The organism is Acinetobacter piscicola (genome assembly GCF_002233755.1).
In the GTDB taxonomy this organism is placed as follows: domain Bacteria; phylum Pseudomonadota; class Gammaproteobacteria; order Pseudomonadales; family Moraxellaceae; genus Acinetobacter; species Acinetobacter piscicola.
In genome coordinates this window covers 1-17,540 of sequence record NZ_NIFO01000027.1, presented here as the reverse complement: position 1 = coordinate 17,540, position 17,540 = coordinate 1, and the positions used below count along the sequence as shown (strand labels likewise).

Below are 17,540 nucleotides of genomic sequence, written 5' to 3'. Positions count from 1 at the left end.
AAACGAATATTAAATTTTAGGCTGAATGAATTGGGTTGTTAAGTGTTAATAATGATGCAAAAGCTGTGAATGTTCGAATAAAATTGGTTTTAATATAAAGATTAATCGATACATGATGTTTTGAAATCTTAGAATCACTTTGTTAGAGTGGAATTGTATAGATAAGCAATCAAAGTCGAGATCAGGTTTATGCAATTCCAACATGTAAATAATCAAAAAAATGGTGAATTCTTTTTAGATAATAAACAAGGCAAACGCATTGCTGAAATTAGTTATGTGTGGAATGGTGAGCATACCATCATCATTGCTAACCATACATGGGTCGATGATTCATTACGTGGGCAAGGAATAGCACGTCAGTTGTTAGATACTTTGGTTGAATTTGCACGTGAAAAGAACTTAAAAATTGTGCCAACTTGCTCTTATGTCGATGTCATGTTCCGCCGTGAGAAAAGTTTTGCAGATGTAGCTGCTTAGTTGCTATTTTTAAATTAATCGACGTAATGCATAAGTATGTGTAGAGAAGCTTCCCTATCATCAAGTATTGTTATGAAGCTTCTGTATTCTATAGGTATTTCCACAGAAAAATAACTGCTAAAAATGGTTCAGCTCAGTGAAATCATTAAGCACAGACAACAATAATCGTTGGATCAATAAAAAACTATTCGTATTCAAATTTTAGCAATCCAGTCTGTAAATTGAGCACTTTAAGTATTCATAAAATACATAATTTAATTTATAAATATACTTTCTATACCCACTAGATATTTCTAGATTTTTATAAATATGAAGTCATTACATTGAATAATTAAAGAATAAAGGAACATAGAATGCCTATACAATTATGCTATGCAAGTGCTCGAGTTGAAGGTGATTCAGATTTATTACAAGATTTAACGGATATTTTGTCTGCAGCTCGAGATTTTAATCATGAAAATCAGCTTTACGGCGTATTGTATTATTCTGATGGGATATATTTTCAATGTTTAGAGGGTAATAAAGAAATACTCGAGGTTTTGTTTGAGCGGATTCAACAAGATCGTCGACATGTGAATATTCATCGTTTTAAAGATCATGAAATTGAGAAAAACCATTTTTCTAAATGGTCGATGAAATACGTAAAAAACTCTACTCGAATTTCTCGCTTTTTTGAAAAGCAAGGCTTTAAAAAGTTTCAACCGCATCAACTGGATGAACAAAATATTGCTGAGTTTTTAAGTCTATTGGTGAAAATTGAAAATGCGAATTTATAAGGGAATTCAAATTATCTAAGAATCTCAGCCTTTAACAAAAATCCATATGATGGATCGATCAAAATGAAGAAGATCATTCTGCAAAGCTGGATTTTAGATGAATCGATTAAGCTTGATGATTAACAATACCAATATAGAGAAACACCCTTCAAATTAGATTAAAAGTACCCAATTTTCGAGGTGTTTCTGTTAGCGCTGTGTTATTTAAAACAGTTTATTTTGCTTTTAAAGCAGCGATTAATTTCTGATGTAAACCACCAAAGCCACCATTGGACATAATCACCACGGCATCGCCCTCACCTGCTTCTGCAACCACAGTGTTGATGATGTCGTCTAGTGTACGAGCGACAACCGCTTTGTTGGGCGCAGCGTCAATAACGGGTTGTAGATCCCAATCCAAACCTTCAGGTTGATACCAAATCACTTCATCTGCCAAACGTGCAGAATGTGCTAAACCATCTTTATGGCTACCCATACGCATGGTGTTTGAACGTGGTTCAATGATTGCCCAAAGTTTACGTTCACCTAAGCGTTTACGCGCACCTTCGAGTGTTGTATCAATTGCGGTTGGATGATGTGCAAAGTCATCATAGACTTCGATCCCATTAATCGTATCGAGTAACTCCATACGGCGTTTTACACCACCAAAATTCGATAAAGCTTCACAAGCAGTTTCAATTGAAACACCAACATGTTCAGCCGCTGCAATGGTTGCTAAAGCATTCGCAACACTATGCTGCCCTGTCATGTTCCATTGTACTTCGCCTTTTACAACGCCGTGTTGTAAGACTTTAAAATGCGAACCATCGGCAGAAAGTTGTTCTGCGTAGACTTCAGCAGTGTTATTGGCTTCAAGTGATGTACGTACCACAGGTGTCCAACACCCCATTTCTAAAACTTCATCAATATTGCTTTCAGTGATTGGCGCAATGATACGACCTTCACTTGGAATGGTGCGCACTAAATGATGGAATTGTTTTTGAATGGCAGCCAAATCATCAAAGATATCGGCATGGTCAAATTCAAGATTATTTAAAATCGCAGTTTTTGGACGGTAATGTACAAATTTAGAGCGTTTATCGAAGAATGCAGAATCATATTCATCTGCTTCCACGCAGAAATATTTTCCGCCACCTAAACGTGCGCTTTCACTAAAGCCTAGAGGCACACCACCGATTAAAAAACCTGGGTTTAAACCAGCTTGATCAAGAACCCAAGCCAACATGGTTGTCGTCGTGGTTTTACCGTGTGTTCCTGCAACACCGAGGACATGTTTGCCTTGTAATACGTGATCTGCAAGGAATTGAGGGCCTGAAATATAAGGTAGACCTTCATTCAACATATATTCCACAGCATCAATACCACGTTTCATGGCATTGCCTACAATGACAAGATCAGGATGAGGCTGTAAATGGCTACGATCATAACCTTGCATTAAGGTAATGCCTGCATTTTCAAGCTGAGTGGACATCGGTGGATAGACATTCGCATCTGAGCCTGTCACCTTATGCCCTAAATCACGAGCCAAAAGTGCTAAAGAACCCATAAAGGTGCCACAAATACCTAGAATATGCAGATGCATTCTTTTTAACTCCACTGCTTTTTAGACACATCACTTTTTGTTGTGCTGTTGTCGTGATTAATTCGATTTGAAAGCAACGATAGCAAGGGTTAAAAGGAAAAGATAGTTTTTCTTGTTATGATTTTGGATGAGCTATTTTATCAGCTAATCTTGTAAATCGGGTCTGGTGATGCAGTAACTTTCTTTTAATCAGATTGTACGTTCCCCTTAAAATCATGCTTAATCTATAGCTATAAAAAAAGAGTACTAAGATTTATTAATCTTTTAAAATATCCGTGTAATCTATCTGTATTCAGAATAGTTTTGAGCTAAAAATGGCTTTATCCCTCCCCCTTTTATTACTCATTATCTCCAATTGCTTCATGACTTTAGCATGGTATGGACATTTAAAATTTTTACACGATGCACCGTTATGGCAAGCCATTTTATTTGGTTGGGTCATTGCCCTGCTTGAATACAGTTTTATGATTCCTGCGACACGTTTATTGGCGCAACATGGTTGGTCATTAGGTCAAATGAAGATTACCCAAGAAGTTGTAACGTTATTGGTCTTTGTTCCGTTTATGATTTTTCTATTTAAACAACCTTTTAAGCTCGATTACTTATGGGCGGGTCTATGTTTATTGGGCTGTGTATTTTTTGTTTTTAGATCTCAATGATCCATTTAAAACAGGGATGCATGCCCTATTTTCTAAAAAAATACTGAAAATAATGCTCGACGAGCTCTGTTAAATTTTCGTGAGATGAAAAATCAGTCTATAATAGCGAGCTTCTTGATATTCATTTAAAGACTGGACGACCAGAATTTAAACTTCCTTACATTCGTTTATGGAATATTTGCAATGAATGCGGCCGCTGTACAAGACGCTCCTTTAGTTGGAATTATCATGGGTTCTCAATCGGATTGGGCGACTCTCGAAAACACTGCCAATATGCTGAAACAGCTTGGTGTCCCTTTTGAAGCTGAAGTTGTTTCTGCGCATCGTACGCCAGATCGCTTATTCGAATATGCAGAAACAGCACGTGAACGCGGTATTCAAGTGATCATTGCAGGTGCAGGTGGTGCAGCGCATTTACCAGGTATGTGTGCTGCTAAAACAGATCTGCCAGTATTGGGCGTTCCTGTAAAATCTTCTATTTTAAATGGCGTAGATTCATTGCTTTCCATTGTACAAATGCCTGCTGGTATTGCCGTAGGTACTTTGGCAATTGGGCCTGCTGGTGCAACTAATGCAGCCATTATGGCGGCGCAGATTCTCGGTTTAACACGTCCTGAAATCGCAAAAAATGTTGCAGATTTCCGTGCTACCCAAACTGATAAAGTGGCAAGTAACAATATTCCAGGTCAAATTTAAAGCCAAGTTTAAAACGGGACACAGGTTATGAATAAAACCATCGGTATTTTTGGTGGTGGTCAACTCGGCCGTATGATGGCGCAAGCTGCGCTACCATTAAACATTCAATGCACATTCTTTGAAGCCAATACAGATTGCCCATCCGCAATATTAGGTCAAGTCTTTTCAAGTCAGACTGAAAATGGCTTACACGATTTTATTGCAAGTGCAGATGTTTTTAGTCTTGAGTTTGAAAATACCCCGTTGGCGGATGTTGATGTTCTCACCAAACAGAAAGATTTGTATCCACCACGTCAGGCTTTAGCGATTGCACAACATCGTTTGTCTGAAAAAGCATTATTCGATGAATTAGACATCCCTGTTGCGCCGTATAAAGCAGTTGATTCATTAGAAAGTTTAAATACTGCTGTAACTGAACTGGGCTTACCAATTGTCTTAAAAACGGCAACGGGTGGCTATGACGGGAAAGGTCAATTTGTATTGCGTTCAGCCGATCAAATTGACCAAGCTTGGGCAGAACTTGGCCCTGCAGGTACATTGATTGCAGAAAGTTTTGTGACTTTCTCACGTGAAGTATCGATTATTGCTGTACGTGGTATCGATGGTGATGTCAAAACTTGGCCATTGGCTGAAAATCATCATCATCATGGTATTCTTTCGCATTCGATTGTTCCTGCACCAAACAGTGCAGATTTACAACCTGTCGCGCAAGATTACATTACGCATTTACTCAATCATTTGAACTATGTTGGCGTGTTAACACTCGAGTTATTCGTCACTGACAAAGGCTTATATGCCAATGAAATGGCGCCTCGTGTGCACAATTCAGGTCATTGGTCGATTGAAGGTGCAGTGTGTTCACAGTTTGAAAATCATATTCGTGCTGTAGCGGATTTACCATTGGGTTCGACGGAGGTTGTTCGCCCAACGGTGATGATCAATATCATTGGACAGTATCCAAAATCTGAAGATGTCTTGGCTTTAAATGGTGTGCATTTGCACCTTTATAATAAAACTGAGCGTGAAGGTCGTAAGATTGGTCATATCACGCTTATGCCAAATGACAGTGCTGAATTAACGACTTTGTGTCGTCAACTGGCGAAGATTTTACCGAATCCATTGGCACTCAGCGAAGATATGAGCATTTAAGCTCAGCTTTGTTTGTTAAAAAGGCGGTCAATCATTTGACCGCTTTTTTATTACCTCGATTTCGGTATGATGGCGCTCCTTGATTTTACGATGTGCCACTGGTCGAAAAATCAAAAGTTCAATTGCATGAAAAAACCACAATTGGTATAAAAATAAAGCAAAAGACATGACATAAAATGTAAAAAATTTGAATTTAAAATGAATTTAGAACGGTTTTGTATATTTAAATTCAAAAAATGATAAGAGAGAAATACATGTTATCCACAATAGATTTAAATTTAAAAAGCTAAAAAATTTTGAATTCAAAACTTTAAATTTAAACTGTCATGGCTTTTGAATTTAAAAATTATTCTAAACGTACTAGGAAATAACTTGAGTGCTCAATTTTAAAATAATGATTCAATATCAATGATTAATGATTTTTTTTAAGCATATTTTTCATGTTTGAATTTAAAATGGTGCATGTGAATAATTGTGAGTTGTGTATAAGTTTATTTTGAATTCAAAATTGAAAGGTCACTTTTGAATTTAAAAAATAACAAATTAGATACTTGTGGATAAGTTTTTAAATTTAAAAATAGACCAAAAAATATGAATTTAAAATGAAGGAAATGAATTCAAATTTTACGTTTTTACATCTGTCATTTTATTCATAGGCTGATATGGTATTCACATAATTTAAATTTAAAAGAAATTGTGGATATTATGCGTTACTTCTCATTACTTTGCGGATCTGCTTTATTGGCTGCTTCACATGCCAATGCTGAATTGATCATTAATGGTCAACCTTCATCAGGCACTACAATTACAACAACATCAAATCCAACATTTTCACCCAATTCTAATTTTCAAAGTTGCCTTGCCAATCTTCGTTCTCAAGCAATGGCTTCGGGTGTGAGTGGTTCGACATATGATCGCTATACCGCAAATTTAAACCCTGATTATTCAGTCATTAGCAAATTGGATTATCAACCAGAATTTTCTACGCCAATTTGGGATTATTTGTCTGGTCTTGTCGATGATGAACGTGTAGCAAAAGGGCGTCAAATGTTGGCGCAACATCGTGATGTGTTGAATCGTGTTGCTACAGCTTATGGTGTACCGGCTGAAACGGTGGTGGCTGTATGGGGTGTAGAAAGTAATTTTGGAGATATTTCAGGGAAATATCCATTATTGCAGGCTTTAGGGACATTGAGTTGTGAAGGTCGCCGTCAAAGTTATTTTCGCGGTGAGTTTTTTGCCACAATGCGTATTTTACAGCGTGGCGATTTAAGAGAAGAACAGTTGAAAGGTTCATGGGCCGGGGCTTTTGGTCATACTCAGTTTATGCCATCAACCTATGAAGAACTCGCTGTAGATTTTGATGGAGATGGCCGTCGTGACTTGGTTTCAAGTACTTCAGATGCTTTAGCATCAACTGCTAATTTTTTGAAAAAGCGTGGTTGGCAAACAGGTATGCCATGGGGTTTTGAAGTTCAGATTCCACAAGGGGTTTCAATCAATGGTGAAAGTCGTCGCAATAAAAAATCTTTAAATTCATGGGTGAATCGTGGTTTTACGCGTGTAGACGGTACGCCGATTATTCAAGGTAATTTATCTGAAAGCTCTCAAGCGGGTCTGATGATGCCTGCGGGCGAAAATGGCCCAGCATTTTTAGTCTTTAAAAACTTTGATGCAATCTATGCTTATAATGCTGCGGAAAGCTATGCATTAGCCATTGCACATTTATCGGATCGTTTACAAGGTAAGGGCTACTTCCAAACAGCTTGGCCAACCAATGATGCAGGGACTTCTCGCGCAGAACGCCGTGAAATTCAAAACTATTTGTTGAAAAAAGGTTATGCAATTGGCGATGCAGATGGTTTGGTTGGCGATAAAACCCGTCAGGCGATTCAGCAAGAGCAAATTAAATTGGGTTTGAGTCCGACAGGTAGAGCAGGGCAACAGATTTTAAAAGCATTTAGAAACGAAGCAGCTAAACAGATGATGCAGTAATTTGTATTGTGCAAGATGATTTAAAATATTAAATCATCTCATTGTTTATGATTGGTTTTTATATCAAGGAAAGGTCTGAAATCGCAGACCTTTTTATTTTATTCAAACGTAGTTTAGCATTTACTCAATTGCAGACTGATCGATTTTAACCGCTTCCAGTAAATCTAAAATAACAGCAGTCACATCTTGAGTATGATCACGATCATTGAAAATTTCATAGGCCGTAATGGTCACATCAGTATCACTTGGAAGTTGCTTTTGTTCTTCTTCAATCAAATGTTGGATAGGTAATAGAGTCTGTTTAATTTCTAGATGAAGAATATCTTTAAATTCAACATTATCATCTTCAAGTTCAATCATTTGTTCATTGAAATAAGGCAGTAGGATAGAGTAGAGATAAGGCTGAATATCAGTAATATCAAAAATTTCGATATCTCGAGTTTGTTCAATCGTGCTGATGTGATCATTTACTTCTAGAATAATATGATAATAACTCACAGCCTTCTCCTTAAATATTGCGTTATCAACTGACAATAACATGATTTTTAACAAAAATCTGTTAAAACCCATTTAGATACATAAATTAATTATGGGTATTTAATTTAAGAAAAAGCCATAGAGTATTGTTTGTTTATTGTTCTATTTTAACATGACCAAATCTGCGGCCGTTAATTTAAAATTTTGTAAATCTTGATCTTTCATCATGGGATACATTAAGGCTTTTGGGTCAGAATTGTGTTGTAAACCCAATGCATGTCCAAGCTCATGTGCGATAGTTACACGTAAATCATCATTAGATTCAAACTCATAAATCTTAATACTTTTGCCATCAAAAACACCTTTATCAAATTGTCTAGGTTGGAAACGGGTATTAAATTGGTCAACAGATTGGTTAAATTGTTGATTAACTGAATTGAGTTGATCAACTTGGCGATTTAAGTCATTTACCTTCAGATTGTAATTATCAAGCTGCTGTTTTAATTGATCTTGATCGTATTGAAGTTGGCTTTTTTGCTGATCAAGTTGTTGTCTTGCAGATGGATTTAAGTTTTGCTGTGATTGATTGATCATATTCACCAGTTGATTATATTGATCCACTTTGGCTTGATAATTGATCTTTTGAATTTCTAATTCACGGTTGGCGAGATCTAACTCTGCATGTATTTGTTGAATTTTTTGTTTTTCATTTTGCGTATATTGCTGCGTATTTTCTAAAATTCGCATTTCTTGATTTCGAGCAGATGACTCTGCTTGGCGTTCATCATAGATCAGATTAATGGTGAGTTGAGCATTTGGATCATAGACGAATAAGCTTTTCATTGCGCCTAAATGCCAAATATCTGCAGCCTGATGTGCAAGTGCTTCCGCATTTTCTCGACTCAAATTAAAGCGAGGATCTATCTCTCCAATACGATAACGCAATCGAGTATCTAAAGGATGTGATATTCGATCAACCATAGAGTTATGATTGAGTTGTGGATACATCATACGTTGAATCGAAAAATATGCTGTAAAGACAATCAAAGCAACCACTAACCAAAAGCGCATGATTTAATTAAAAAATAATTTTTGTTGTGAATAATTTATCTGAAATTTACAGAAGCGCAAGCTTATCGTGAGATGTATTGTTCAAAGAAAGCGGTAGTTTATTGATTTAACAATATTTATTAAATAACAATGGTGCATTAAGCGGTATTTTTTTATGAATGAACCACATTATATAAAATCTGAATATCTAAAAATAATAATATTAAGGCTGTAATACTGAGTAATCGGTTGATCCAAACGGATTTGCTTAAATAGTCTTGCGTGCTATATAGATGTTTAAATTCCAACGGATGCAACATGATATAGCTAAATTTTTGTTTAAATACAGCCGTGACGGATTGTTGTTGCTGTTTTAAAACCACTTGGCGAATAATAAAAGTATTGAGCCCATGGAGTACCAGCAAAATAAGTAAAACAACTGAAATACTCCACGTGAAACGAATCCAGTCACTTTGTTCAAACCATGCAATTTCGCTATACACGTGGTTCATTAAGATGATGCTGACCAATAGCATGGTGCGATAAAAGGTTTGTTGAATAAATTGAAGATATAACGGTTTTCTTTCATTTTGCGTAACGGCTTTATCTAAATATTTACGTATAAATAGAGCAAAGCCATGACATAAAACTTCTAAAAATAGGTAAAGTACTAACGTGATAATCAATATTTTATACATGACTTAGTCTTTTTCAAAGATTGGTTCATATAGGGCTGGTGTGACAAAAATCATCAGTAAAACACCTGAACACACAAAGGCTAAATCATTGAAAATCGCAGCAAAACTACTCATATAAAACCAGTGTAGATAAGGCATGAAATAGACTAAAAAAGCAGGGAAGAACGTATATAGATAAGCTTTTCTTGCCCAATCTTTACGGAAAAATAGCCCAAAGGTGATGACCAATACTGTGATGGCGACAATAGCAATAAAAATACCTTCCCATGCTTGCGGTTCAATATACAAGGTTCTGTCTAAGAGTCTTAACTCAGGATCTGTACTGAACATATCGATCGCAGTCGCAAGTACAGGTAGCACCAATTGAGCAATGATCAAGGTATAGTAAACATTAAGAGAAACAATCGGTTGGTTTTTCATTGAAAGCCTTTTTATTCTGCGACCCTGTTATCAAGCTAAATTAACATATTTATTTTTATTTAAATGCGTTCATCGATCTTTTTAGTGAAATGTTTTAAAAATGAGTTAAAAAAACCGCTCAATTACTTGAGCGGTTTTTTATCTTTCGAGTTAAATCGACAAATTATTTTTTGTCATCTTTAACTTCAGTGAATTCAGCGTCTACAACGCCATCATCCGCTTCTTGCTGTTGTTGACCAGCGTCACCACCAAATTGGTTCGGATCGAAACCTTCAGCTCCGCCTTGACCTTGAGCAGCTTCATAAGCACGTTGCGTAATCGGCATGATGATGTTTTGTAAAGCTTCAGTTTTCGCTTTAATCGCATCAAGATCATTATCTTTAGCAGTAACTTCAAGTTCAGAAACTGCTGTTTCAACTGCTGTTTTTTCATCAGCAGTCACTTGCTCGCCAAGATCTTTTACTGCTTTTTGAGCACTTGAAACCAATGCATCAGCTTCGTTACGTGCTTTAGCAAGCTCTTCAAACTTACGATCTTCTTCAGCATTTGCTTCAGCATCTTTGATCATTGCTTCGATTTCAGCATCAGACAAACCTGAGTTTGCTTTAATCTGGATCGATTGCTCTTTACCAGTGCTCTTATCTTTTGCAGATACTTTCAAGATACCATCAGCATTGATGTCAAATGACACTTCAATTTGTGGCACACCACGTGGAGCAGGTGGAATATCGCCTAATTGGAAGTTACCCAACAATTTGTTTTGTTGAGCCATTTTACGTTCACCTTGGTAAACTGAAATGTCTACAGCAGGTTGGTTATCCGCAGCTGTTGAGAATACTTGAGATTTCTTCGCAGGAATCGTTGTATTTTTCTCAATGATTGCCGTTAAAACACCACCCATTGTTTCAATACCAAGAGTCAACGGTGTAACGTCAAGTAAAAGTACATCTGTTTTATCGCCAGACAATACCGCACCTTGAATTGCAGCACCAATTGCAACAGCTTCGTCAGGGTTCACGTCTTTACGTGGCTCTTTACCAAAGAATTCCTGTACTTTTTGTTGAACCATTGGCATACGTGATTGACCACCAACCAAGATTACATCAGAGATGTCAGAAGTCGAAAGACCTGCATCTTTAAGTGCAATACGGCAAGGCTCAATAGTACGAGCAACCAAGTCAGCTACTAAACCTTCAAGTTTCGCACGAGTCACATTCATCACTAAGTGTTTAGGACCAGTTGCATCCGCAGTGATGTATGGAAGGTTAATTTCTGTAGAAGTTGATGAAGAAAGCTCAATTTTCGCTTTTTCAGCTGCTTCTTTTAAACGTTGAAGTGCAAGCGGATCTTGTTTCAAGTTGAAGTTTTGCTCTTTTTTGAACTCTTCAACTAGGTAATCGATCAATGCATTATCAAAGTCTTCACCACCAAGGAATGTATCACCATTTGTAGACAATACTTCGATTTGTTGGTCGCCATCTAAGTCAGCAATTTCAATGATTGATACGTCAAAAGTACCACCACCTAAGTCGTAAACAGCAATTTTACGATCGCCTTCTTTTTTATCCATACCAAACGCAAGTGCAGCAGCAGTTGGCTCGTTGATAATACGTTTAACATCTAAACCAGCAATTTTACCTGCATCTTTAGTTGCTTGACGTTGCGCATCGTTAAAGTAAGCAGGAACGGTAATCACGGCTTCTGTTACTGTTTCACCTAAATAATCTTCAGCAGTTTTCTTCATCTTTTTCAAGATTTCTGCAGAAACTTGTTGTGGTGCAAGTTTTTTGTCGTTTACTTCAACCCAAGCATCGCCATTGTCTGCCTTAACGATTTTGTAAGGAACAAGACCAATATCTTTTTGTACAGCTGCATCTTCGTATTTACGACCGATTAAACGTTTGATCGCATACAATGTATTTTTAGGATTGGTTACTGCTTGACGTTTAGCAGATTGACCTACCAAAATTTCGCCATCTTTATACGCAACAATTGATGGCGTTGTACGAGCGCCTTCAGCGTTTTCGATAACTTTAACTTTATCGCCTTCAAGTACTGCTACACATGAGTTAGTTGTACCTAAGTCAATACCGATAATTTTAGCCATTAATATTTTCCTCTAAATTCTTTTGAATCCCTATTTCCGCCTTAAGCAAAGGTGAATTAAAAGGGATTTTCTTGTTATCCGATATGAGAGCTTTTCGAAATTTTTCAAGTCATCTACGATGAAAATATTTAAAAAAACTCTAATTTTTACACTTCAAGCAATACACTACTTGTTATTGACCAACCATCACCATCGCAGGGCGAAGTAGGCGACCATTTAAGGTATAACCTTTTTGTAAAACAGTACCAATTTGGTTGGCTTGTGCATTTGGGTCGATGCCTACTGCTTGATGAAGGTCAGCATTAAAACCATTGGTTGTATCGGCCTCAACAACACCAAATTTTTCAAGCGTCGTTAATAACGATTTTAAGGTGAGTCTTACACCTTCAACTACTGGAGTTTCTTCAGTTGCAGCTTGAATAGCACGCTCTAGGTTATCCACCGACTCAACAAGTTCTTTGGCAAATTTTTCGAGCACTGTATCTTTATGTTTTTCAGATTCACGTTGAATACGTTCAACACTCTTTTGAGCTTCATAAACAGCATTTGCTGTACGTGCTTTTTCAAGTTTTAAATTTTCTTCAAGTTTTTGGATTTGAGCTTGTAAATCTTCAACGGTAACTTCAGCTTGCTCTGTTTCAGCTTGAGTTTGCTGTTCGGCTTGCTCGTTTTGAAGATCTTGAGCGTCTTGGTTATGCTCAGTCGCCATTGATTTACTCCGTTTAAATGGGTTTTTAAACATGTACAGTCCTTTTCGGCGTCAGATTAACTGCGTTAGTGCTGAACTGCCATGATCGTTTAATTCATGAATAATCTTAAAGGTATGGGCGAGTCGTTAAAATTCAAGTCATTGATAAGAAAATTTACGTTTTTAAATCGTACAAAAATGTAATTGTATTTAAAGAAAAACTTTCTAAACTGGTTTCTGTTCTAAGTTGCAACAGTTGAAGTGAGTTTTATATTGATAGGTTATAAGTTTTTGTGATTTAAATTTAGACGATATAGAACTTCATCCCATAGAGATGATTGATCACACTGAAAGATTAAAGAATTAAAAATAGGCTAATCATTTAAAATTGATTGTAATCGTTAAGCCTATATTTCACCCTAAATGTGTTTTCGTAGCTTATCCAGTCTTTTTTGGGTAAGCTTTTTTTTGTCTAAACCAATCTGGCGCAATTTTTTAACTTTTTATTAACAATGTAACGAAAGTAGGTGGTTTGATATCAAAATATATATTTAAGATTTGCAAATAAGCACCAAAAATTCATAAATTGAACAATAAAAAATATTGAAAACAAAACCTTAGATTGAAAATAATAACTGGTAAAAATAAATGATTGATTTAATAAACTTTGCATAACTTATACGTCAACACGTTAAAAGCCTAACCAAGTACTAACGATTCTTTTGAAAAATTTAGCAATGATATGCAACACGACAGTTTTAGTGTTGTCGTCATTTTTAAATTCGAGTGAAAAAGGAATATATGATGAAAAAATTAGGTCTTATTTTAGGTTTATCATTTGGTGTTGCTGTACTTACGACGGCATGTACTTCAAATCAATCTACACAGTCGCCTGAAACAGCACAGCAAGCGACAACAATGAGCGATCAACAATCTGCTCAAACAGCAACAGTTGATTCTACACAACAGGGTATAGCCGCTGAAAGTGATGCACACATGCAACAATCACAACCCGCTCAAGCAACCAATGATCCAAATGTAATACAGCAACCTTCGGCGCAGTAAGTTGTAATACTCTCAAGCCATTTTTAAGATTGAAAATAAAAATCAGACAGTTTTCGGATGCCATCTCTGTCTGATTTTTATTATATTGAATGATCTAACAAATGATGAAAATTGCTGTTATTCACCAGATAAAGAACATTCAAAATTGGTACGATCTACAGTACAACGCGCTCTTTTTAAAACTGACATCATGGTTGGGTCATATACGCCTTGTTTGGTTAAATCGATGCGACCTTCACGGAGCAAGATCTGATATTTTTCAACATCTGCTTTACTCAAATTTAAACGGTATTTGGCTGGAATACTGCTTTCCAAACGTTTCACCATATTAAATTGTCGTGGAAGTTGTTTAACAAACCATGCTCTAGATTGAGTACCAAAAGTAGCAGGGAATTTTTGTGATCTAAAGACCAAATCTGCTGTGACATTTAATACAGGGAAATTGATCAGTGCACCTTTAGAGCCTAGCCCTTTTTCCATTTCTAAAGGCTTAAAGGCATAGGCAGGCGCGCCTACCATCGGGACTTCACCATTATTAAACTTTTTAACGAAGTTAGAGACATCAGATGGTACTGGAATCGCACCAACACGCTCAACCATTGCGATTTGAGCTTTGTCATAAGAAAGCACAGCAAACTTTTTACCACGACCTTTTTCAATGGTATTGATTGCGCGATCATTAACAAAAATATAAGCAGGTCCGATTTGACCAATACCACCAATTTCGAATTCTTCGCCATCAACCGTGGTTTTTAAACGTTTTGCATTTCTTTTATCTAAAACGAACGTGATCGCTTTGAGTGCAATCGCATTATTGGGTACACCACCAAGTGCATCGATTGAACCTGCGAATTTATTAAATTGACGTGCACGCATCGTCGTCATATATACGGCATCGCATTTACCGCTTTTAAAATCTTTATCTGCAAGCTCTTCATTTTGGTAAGCGATCAGTTGAATATCTCGATTCCACTCTTTTGCTGCTAAAGACCATTCTTCCATCATTTTATATGATTCGCCCGCTTTCCCCAGCAAATCGAAAACACATACATCTTGCTTTGCTTGTGCCAAGCTAGAAATACTCGACATGAATATAGTGCATACAAGTAATTTATTTTTCATAGCATTTCCCTATACTTACGTTTTAAATTTGATCGTGTTTTGTCCAATATATGACAAGAATAGAGTTTTTGCTCTATTTTCCGATAAAAATAATGTTATTAGTCGATAATTTGTATAATCCAATATGAATAATAAAATCTATTTTAAAATTCAATACCTTGAAAAATAATGATTTCATGATTTATTCAACAAGAAGTGATCTTCAAAATTAAAAAAATTATGATACTTATTTTATATAAATTTAATTGACTTGATTCAGGTTAAGTTATCATATTTGTGACTTTGTTTGCTATTTTAAAGTTTAAAAATACAAGTTTAATTACATTGTTGATGGTTTTGGGCTTTGATCAATGAACATTTAATAAATGCAGCAATAGAGATTAGTTATTTATGATAATTGTATTTAAATCTACAAGACCATGGCGTGTAGTGATTGCTGTTAATTAAATGAAAATATTCAAAATCTAAAATAAAGCATCAAATCGGTATCGTGTTTAAAAGGCGATATATGTCATATTTAAATAAGCTGAAGTGAGTGTTTTTGGGCGATAAATTCAAAAAGAACGAGCAATTATTCATCAAAGCTAAACAAATATTTGCCAAACTACACATTATTCTAATTATTTATTGGTTTTATCATGTTGATTAATAATAAAAAACAAGTATTAATTTTAACAACTGTTTCATTCATGCTCATTGCTTGTAATGATGACAATAACAATACCGTATCTCCAGTCGTTAAAGCTAAACCCTTAGAGCTCAATATTTTACATATCAACGATCACCATTCACATTTAGATGAAGAAACAATTAAATTTCCAATGAATATTGGAACAGGCGATGAGGAATTCAGCGTTGCAAGTGGTGGTTTTGCAAGAGTTGCTGCACTTATCAATCAGCTTGCTATAGAAAAGAAAAATGTTTTAAAAATTCATGTAGGTGATGCAACTACAGGTGATCTCTACTATAACTTAACGGATGGTAAGGCTGATGCCGATGCAATGAATACGGTTTGCTTTGATACCTTCACACCTGGTAATCATGAATTTGATTCAAAAGATGATGGATTAAAGAAATTTATAGATTTCTTAGACCAAAGCCCATGTAAAGAAAAAACCAAAATTTTAACTGCCAATGTTGCTTTTGGTGCTTCTTCACCACTTTATAAAACCAAGCGTATTCTAAAATCACAAATATTTGAAAAGGATGGCGTAAAATTTGCGATTATTGGTTTAACTGTAGCAAAGAAAACCAAAAACTCTTCGCAACCCAATGCAGATACCTTATTTACAGATGAAATTGAAACTGCACAAAAGGAAATTGATCAATTTAAAGCGCAGGGCATTAAAAATATTATTTTGCAAACCCATGTGGGCTACGATTTAGATCAACAATTGGCAAAATCATTGACTGATGTCGATGTCATCATTGGTGGTGACTCGCATACCTTGTTGGGGCCAAACAGTCTTAAAAAATATGGAATGACGCCCGAAGGCGCTTATCCAACGCAACTTAAAAATAAAGATGGGCATTTGGTATGTATTACACAAGCTTGGCAATACAGCTACATCGTTGGTGATTTAAAAGTGAATTTTGATAAAAATGGCAATATCGAAAGCTGTAGCGGGACGCCACACATGTTAATAGGTAATAGCTTTACACGAACAGCTAAAGAAGCAAAAACTGTAACTGAAACAGAAAAACAAAATATCCTCAATCTGTTTCAAACAGAGAATGTGCCGTTTAAAGTCGTTGCACCATTACAAAAAACCTTAGATGTTCTAAAACCATACCAAGAACAGAAAAAGAAATTCGCTCAGGAAATCGTAGGGCAAACAACAGATAATCTATGTTCACGTCGTGTACCAGGCACACAACGTGATGTAAATCGCTCAACTTTAGGCGATGTCTGTAATAAGAATACTCATGTTGACCAACATGGTGGTGATATTCAGCAAATTATTGCAGAAGCATTTTTACAACAAGGAAAAACCTTCTTTAATGCAGACATCTCATTTCAAAATGGTGGTGGGGTACGTGAAGACGTTGGACTTGGAGATGTAAGTGTTGGCAAAATTTATAATGTTTTACCTTTTAAAAACACTTTAGTGCGTTTAGACCTAACAGGTGTAGAGGTTAAAGCGACTTTAGAAGATGCAATAGATGGTGTGGTTGCACAAAATAATACAGGAAGCTATCCATATACAGGTGGCTTACGTTGGAATGTTGATTTCACAAAAGATAAAGGACAACGTCTAAGTCAAATTCAAGTGCGTAATCATTTGGGACAATATGAAAACTTAGACCTGAATAAAACATATAGAGCCATCACGATCGACTTCTTAGCCAATGGAGGTGATTACTATACAACGTTCAAGACAATTACTGGAGATCGACGTTTGAACGTGGGTTTAGATTATGCAGAAGCCTTTTTAAAATATACACAAGGTTTATCTGGTCAAATTGGTCAAAAGAAAATTCAGAAATTAGCAACATCTGAATACAGTACTCAATTATTCATCGATAAAGCCAAATAAACTGAAAGAAAAGTAGCAAAAAATCCTGCTTAAGCAGGATTT

At 36.0% G+C, this 17,540-nt stretch carries 16 protein-coding genes; 8 read left to right on the top strand and 8 right to left on the bottom strand.

All coding sequences use genetic code 11. The annotated features are described in order from the left end of the window. Positions 1–189: 189 nt before the first annotated feature. Together CDA10_RS14830 and CDA10_RS14825 are read left to right on the top strand one after the other, a co-directional pair. Positions 190–477, top strand: coding sequence for a GNAT family N-acetyltransferase (locus tag CDA10_RS14830; RefSeq protein WP_089606354.1), 288 nt, complete (start codon positions 190–192; stop codon positions 475–477). Between the two features lie 353 nt (positions 478–830). Continuing rightward, the gene (locus CDA10_RS14825) at positions 831–1,253 is read left to right on the top strand and encodes a BLUF domain-containing protein (RefSeq protein ID WP_089606353.1); all 423 of its coding nucleotides are present in this window, start codon (positions 831–833) and stop codon (positions 1,251–1,253) included. A gap of 214 nt (positions 1,254–1,467) precedes the next feature. On the opposite strand, the gene mpl is transcribed toward CDA10_RS14825, so the two are convergent. Continuing rightward, a complete protein-coding gene (gene mpl, locus CDA10_RS14820; RefSeq protein ID WP_089606352.1) occupies positions 1,468–2,835 on the bottom strand; it encodes a UDP-N-acetylmuramate:L-alanyl-gamma-D-glutamyl-meso-diaminopimelate ligase in 1,368 nt (455 codons plus the stop codon). Between the two features lie 314 nt (positions 2,836–3,149). On the opposite strand from mpl, the gene CDA10_RS14815 reads away from it, so the two are divergent. The 4 genes from CDA10_RS14815 to CDA10_RS14800 all read left to right on the top strand — a co-directional run bounded on the left by CDA10_RS14815 (position 3,150) and on the right by CDA10_RS14800 (position 7,334). Then, positions 3,150–3,494 (top strand): DMT family protein, encoded by a 345-nt coding sequence (locus CDA10_RS14815; protein ID WP_089606351.1) that lies wholly within the window; start codon positions 3,150–3,152, stop codon positions 3,492–3,494. Between the two features lie 183 nt (positions 3,495–3,677). Beyond that, positions 3,678–4,190 carry a 5-(carboxyamino)imidazole ribonucleotide mutase gene (gene purE, locus CDA10_RS14810; RefSeq protein ID WP_089606350.1) on the top strand — a complete coding sequence of 171 codons (513 nt, stop codon included), beginning with the start codon at positions 3,678–3,680 and terminating at the stop codon, positions 4,188–4,190. Between the two features lie 27 nt (positions 4,191–4,217). Beyond that, positions 4,218–5,339 carry a 5-(carboxyamino)imidazole ribonucleotide synthase gene (locus tag CDA10_RS14805; RefSeq protein ID WP_089606349.1) on the top strand — a complete coding sequence of 374 codons (1,122 nt, stop codon included), beginning with the start codon at positions 4,218–4,220 and terminating at the stop codon, positions 5,337–5,339. A 705-nt stretch (positions 5,340–6,044) separates the two neighbouring features. Beyond that, a complete protein-coding gene (locus CDA10_RS14800) occupies positions 6,045–7,334 on the top strand; it encodes a lytic murein transglycosylase (protein WP_089606348.1) in 1,290 nt (429 codons plus the stop codon). Positions 7,335–7,454: 120 nt separating this feature from the next. Here CDA10_RS14800 and CDA10_RS14795 read toward each other — a convergent pair whose 3' ends face one another. The 6 genes from CDA10_RS14795 to grpE form a co-directional block, all read right to left on the bottom strand. Beyond that, positions 7,455–7,874 (bottom strand): hypothetical protein, encoded by a 420-nt coding sequence (locus tag CDA10_RS14795; RefSeq protein ID WP_167374973.1) that lies wholly within the window; start codon positions 7,872–7,874, stop codon positions 7,455–7,457. A 99-nt stretch (positions 7,875–7,973) separates the two neighbouring features. Continuing rightward, positions 7,974–8,882: a matrixin family metalloprotease gene (locus tag CDA10_RS14790; RefSeq protein WP_089606346.1), complete on the bottom strand. Its 909-nt coding sequence runs from the start codon at positions 8,880–8,882 to the stop codon at positions 7,974–7,976. Between the two features lie 152 nt (positions 8,883–9,034). Continuing rightward, positions 9,035–9,559 carry a hypothetical protein gene (locus CDA10_RS14785; protein ID WP_089606345.1) on the bottom strand — a complete coding sequence of 175 codons (525 nt, stop codon included), beginning with the start codon at positions 9,557–9,559 and terminating at the stop codon, positions 9,035–9,037. A 3-nt stretch (positions 9,560–9,562) separates the two neighbouring features. Next, complete coding sequence (locus CDA10_RS14780; protein WP_089606344.1) at positions 9,563–9,979, bottom strand: hypothetical protein; 417 nt, start codon at positions 9,977–9,979, stop codon at positions 9,563–9,565. Between the two features lie 163 nt (positions 9,980–10,142). After that, positions 10,143–12,086 carry a molecular chaperone DnaK gene (dnaK, locus tag CDA10_RS14775; RefSeq protein WP_089606343.1) on the bottom strand — a complete coding sequence of 648 codons (1,944 nt, stop codon included), beginning with the start codon at positions 12,084–12,086 and terminating at the stop codon, positions 10,143–10,145. Between the two features lie 172 nt (positions 12,087–12,258). Continuing rightward, positions 12,259–12,795: a nucleotide exchange factor GrpE gene (gene grpE, locus CDA10_RS14770; RefSeq protein WP_089606342.1), complete on the bottom strand. Its 537-nt coding sequence runs from the start codon at positions 12,793–12,795 to the stop codon at positions 12,259–12,261. A gap of 783 nt (positions 12,796–13,578) precedes the next feature. On the opposite strand from grpE, the gene CDA10_RS14765 reads away from it, so the two are divergent. Then, positions 13,579–13,839, top strand: a complete 261-nt coding sequence (locus tag CDA10_RS14765) for a hypothetical protein (protein WP_089606341.1) — start codon at positions 13,579–13,581, stop codon at positions 13,837–13,839. 117 nt (positions 13,840–13,956) lie between these two features. Here CDA10_RS14765 and CDA10_RS14760 read toward each other — a convergent pair whose 3' ends face one another. Further along, positions 13,957–14,961: a putative solute-binding protein gene (locus CDA10_RS14760; protein ID WP_089606340.1), complete on the bottom strand. Its 1,005-nt coding sequence runs from the start codon at positions 14,959–14,961 to the stop codon at positions 13,957–13,959. Positions 14,962–15,599: 638 nt separating this feature from the next. On the opposite strand from CDA10_RS14760, the gene CDA10_RS14755 reads away from it, so the two are divergent. After that, positions 15,600–17,498: a bifunctional metallophosphatase/5'-nucleotidase gene (locus tag CDA10_RS14755; protein ID WP_089606339.1), complete on the top strand. Its 1,899-nt coding sequence runs from the start codon at positions 15,600–15,602 to the stop codon at positions 17,496–17,498. The last annotated feature ends 42 nt before the right edge of the window (positions 17,499–17,540 follow it).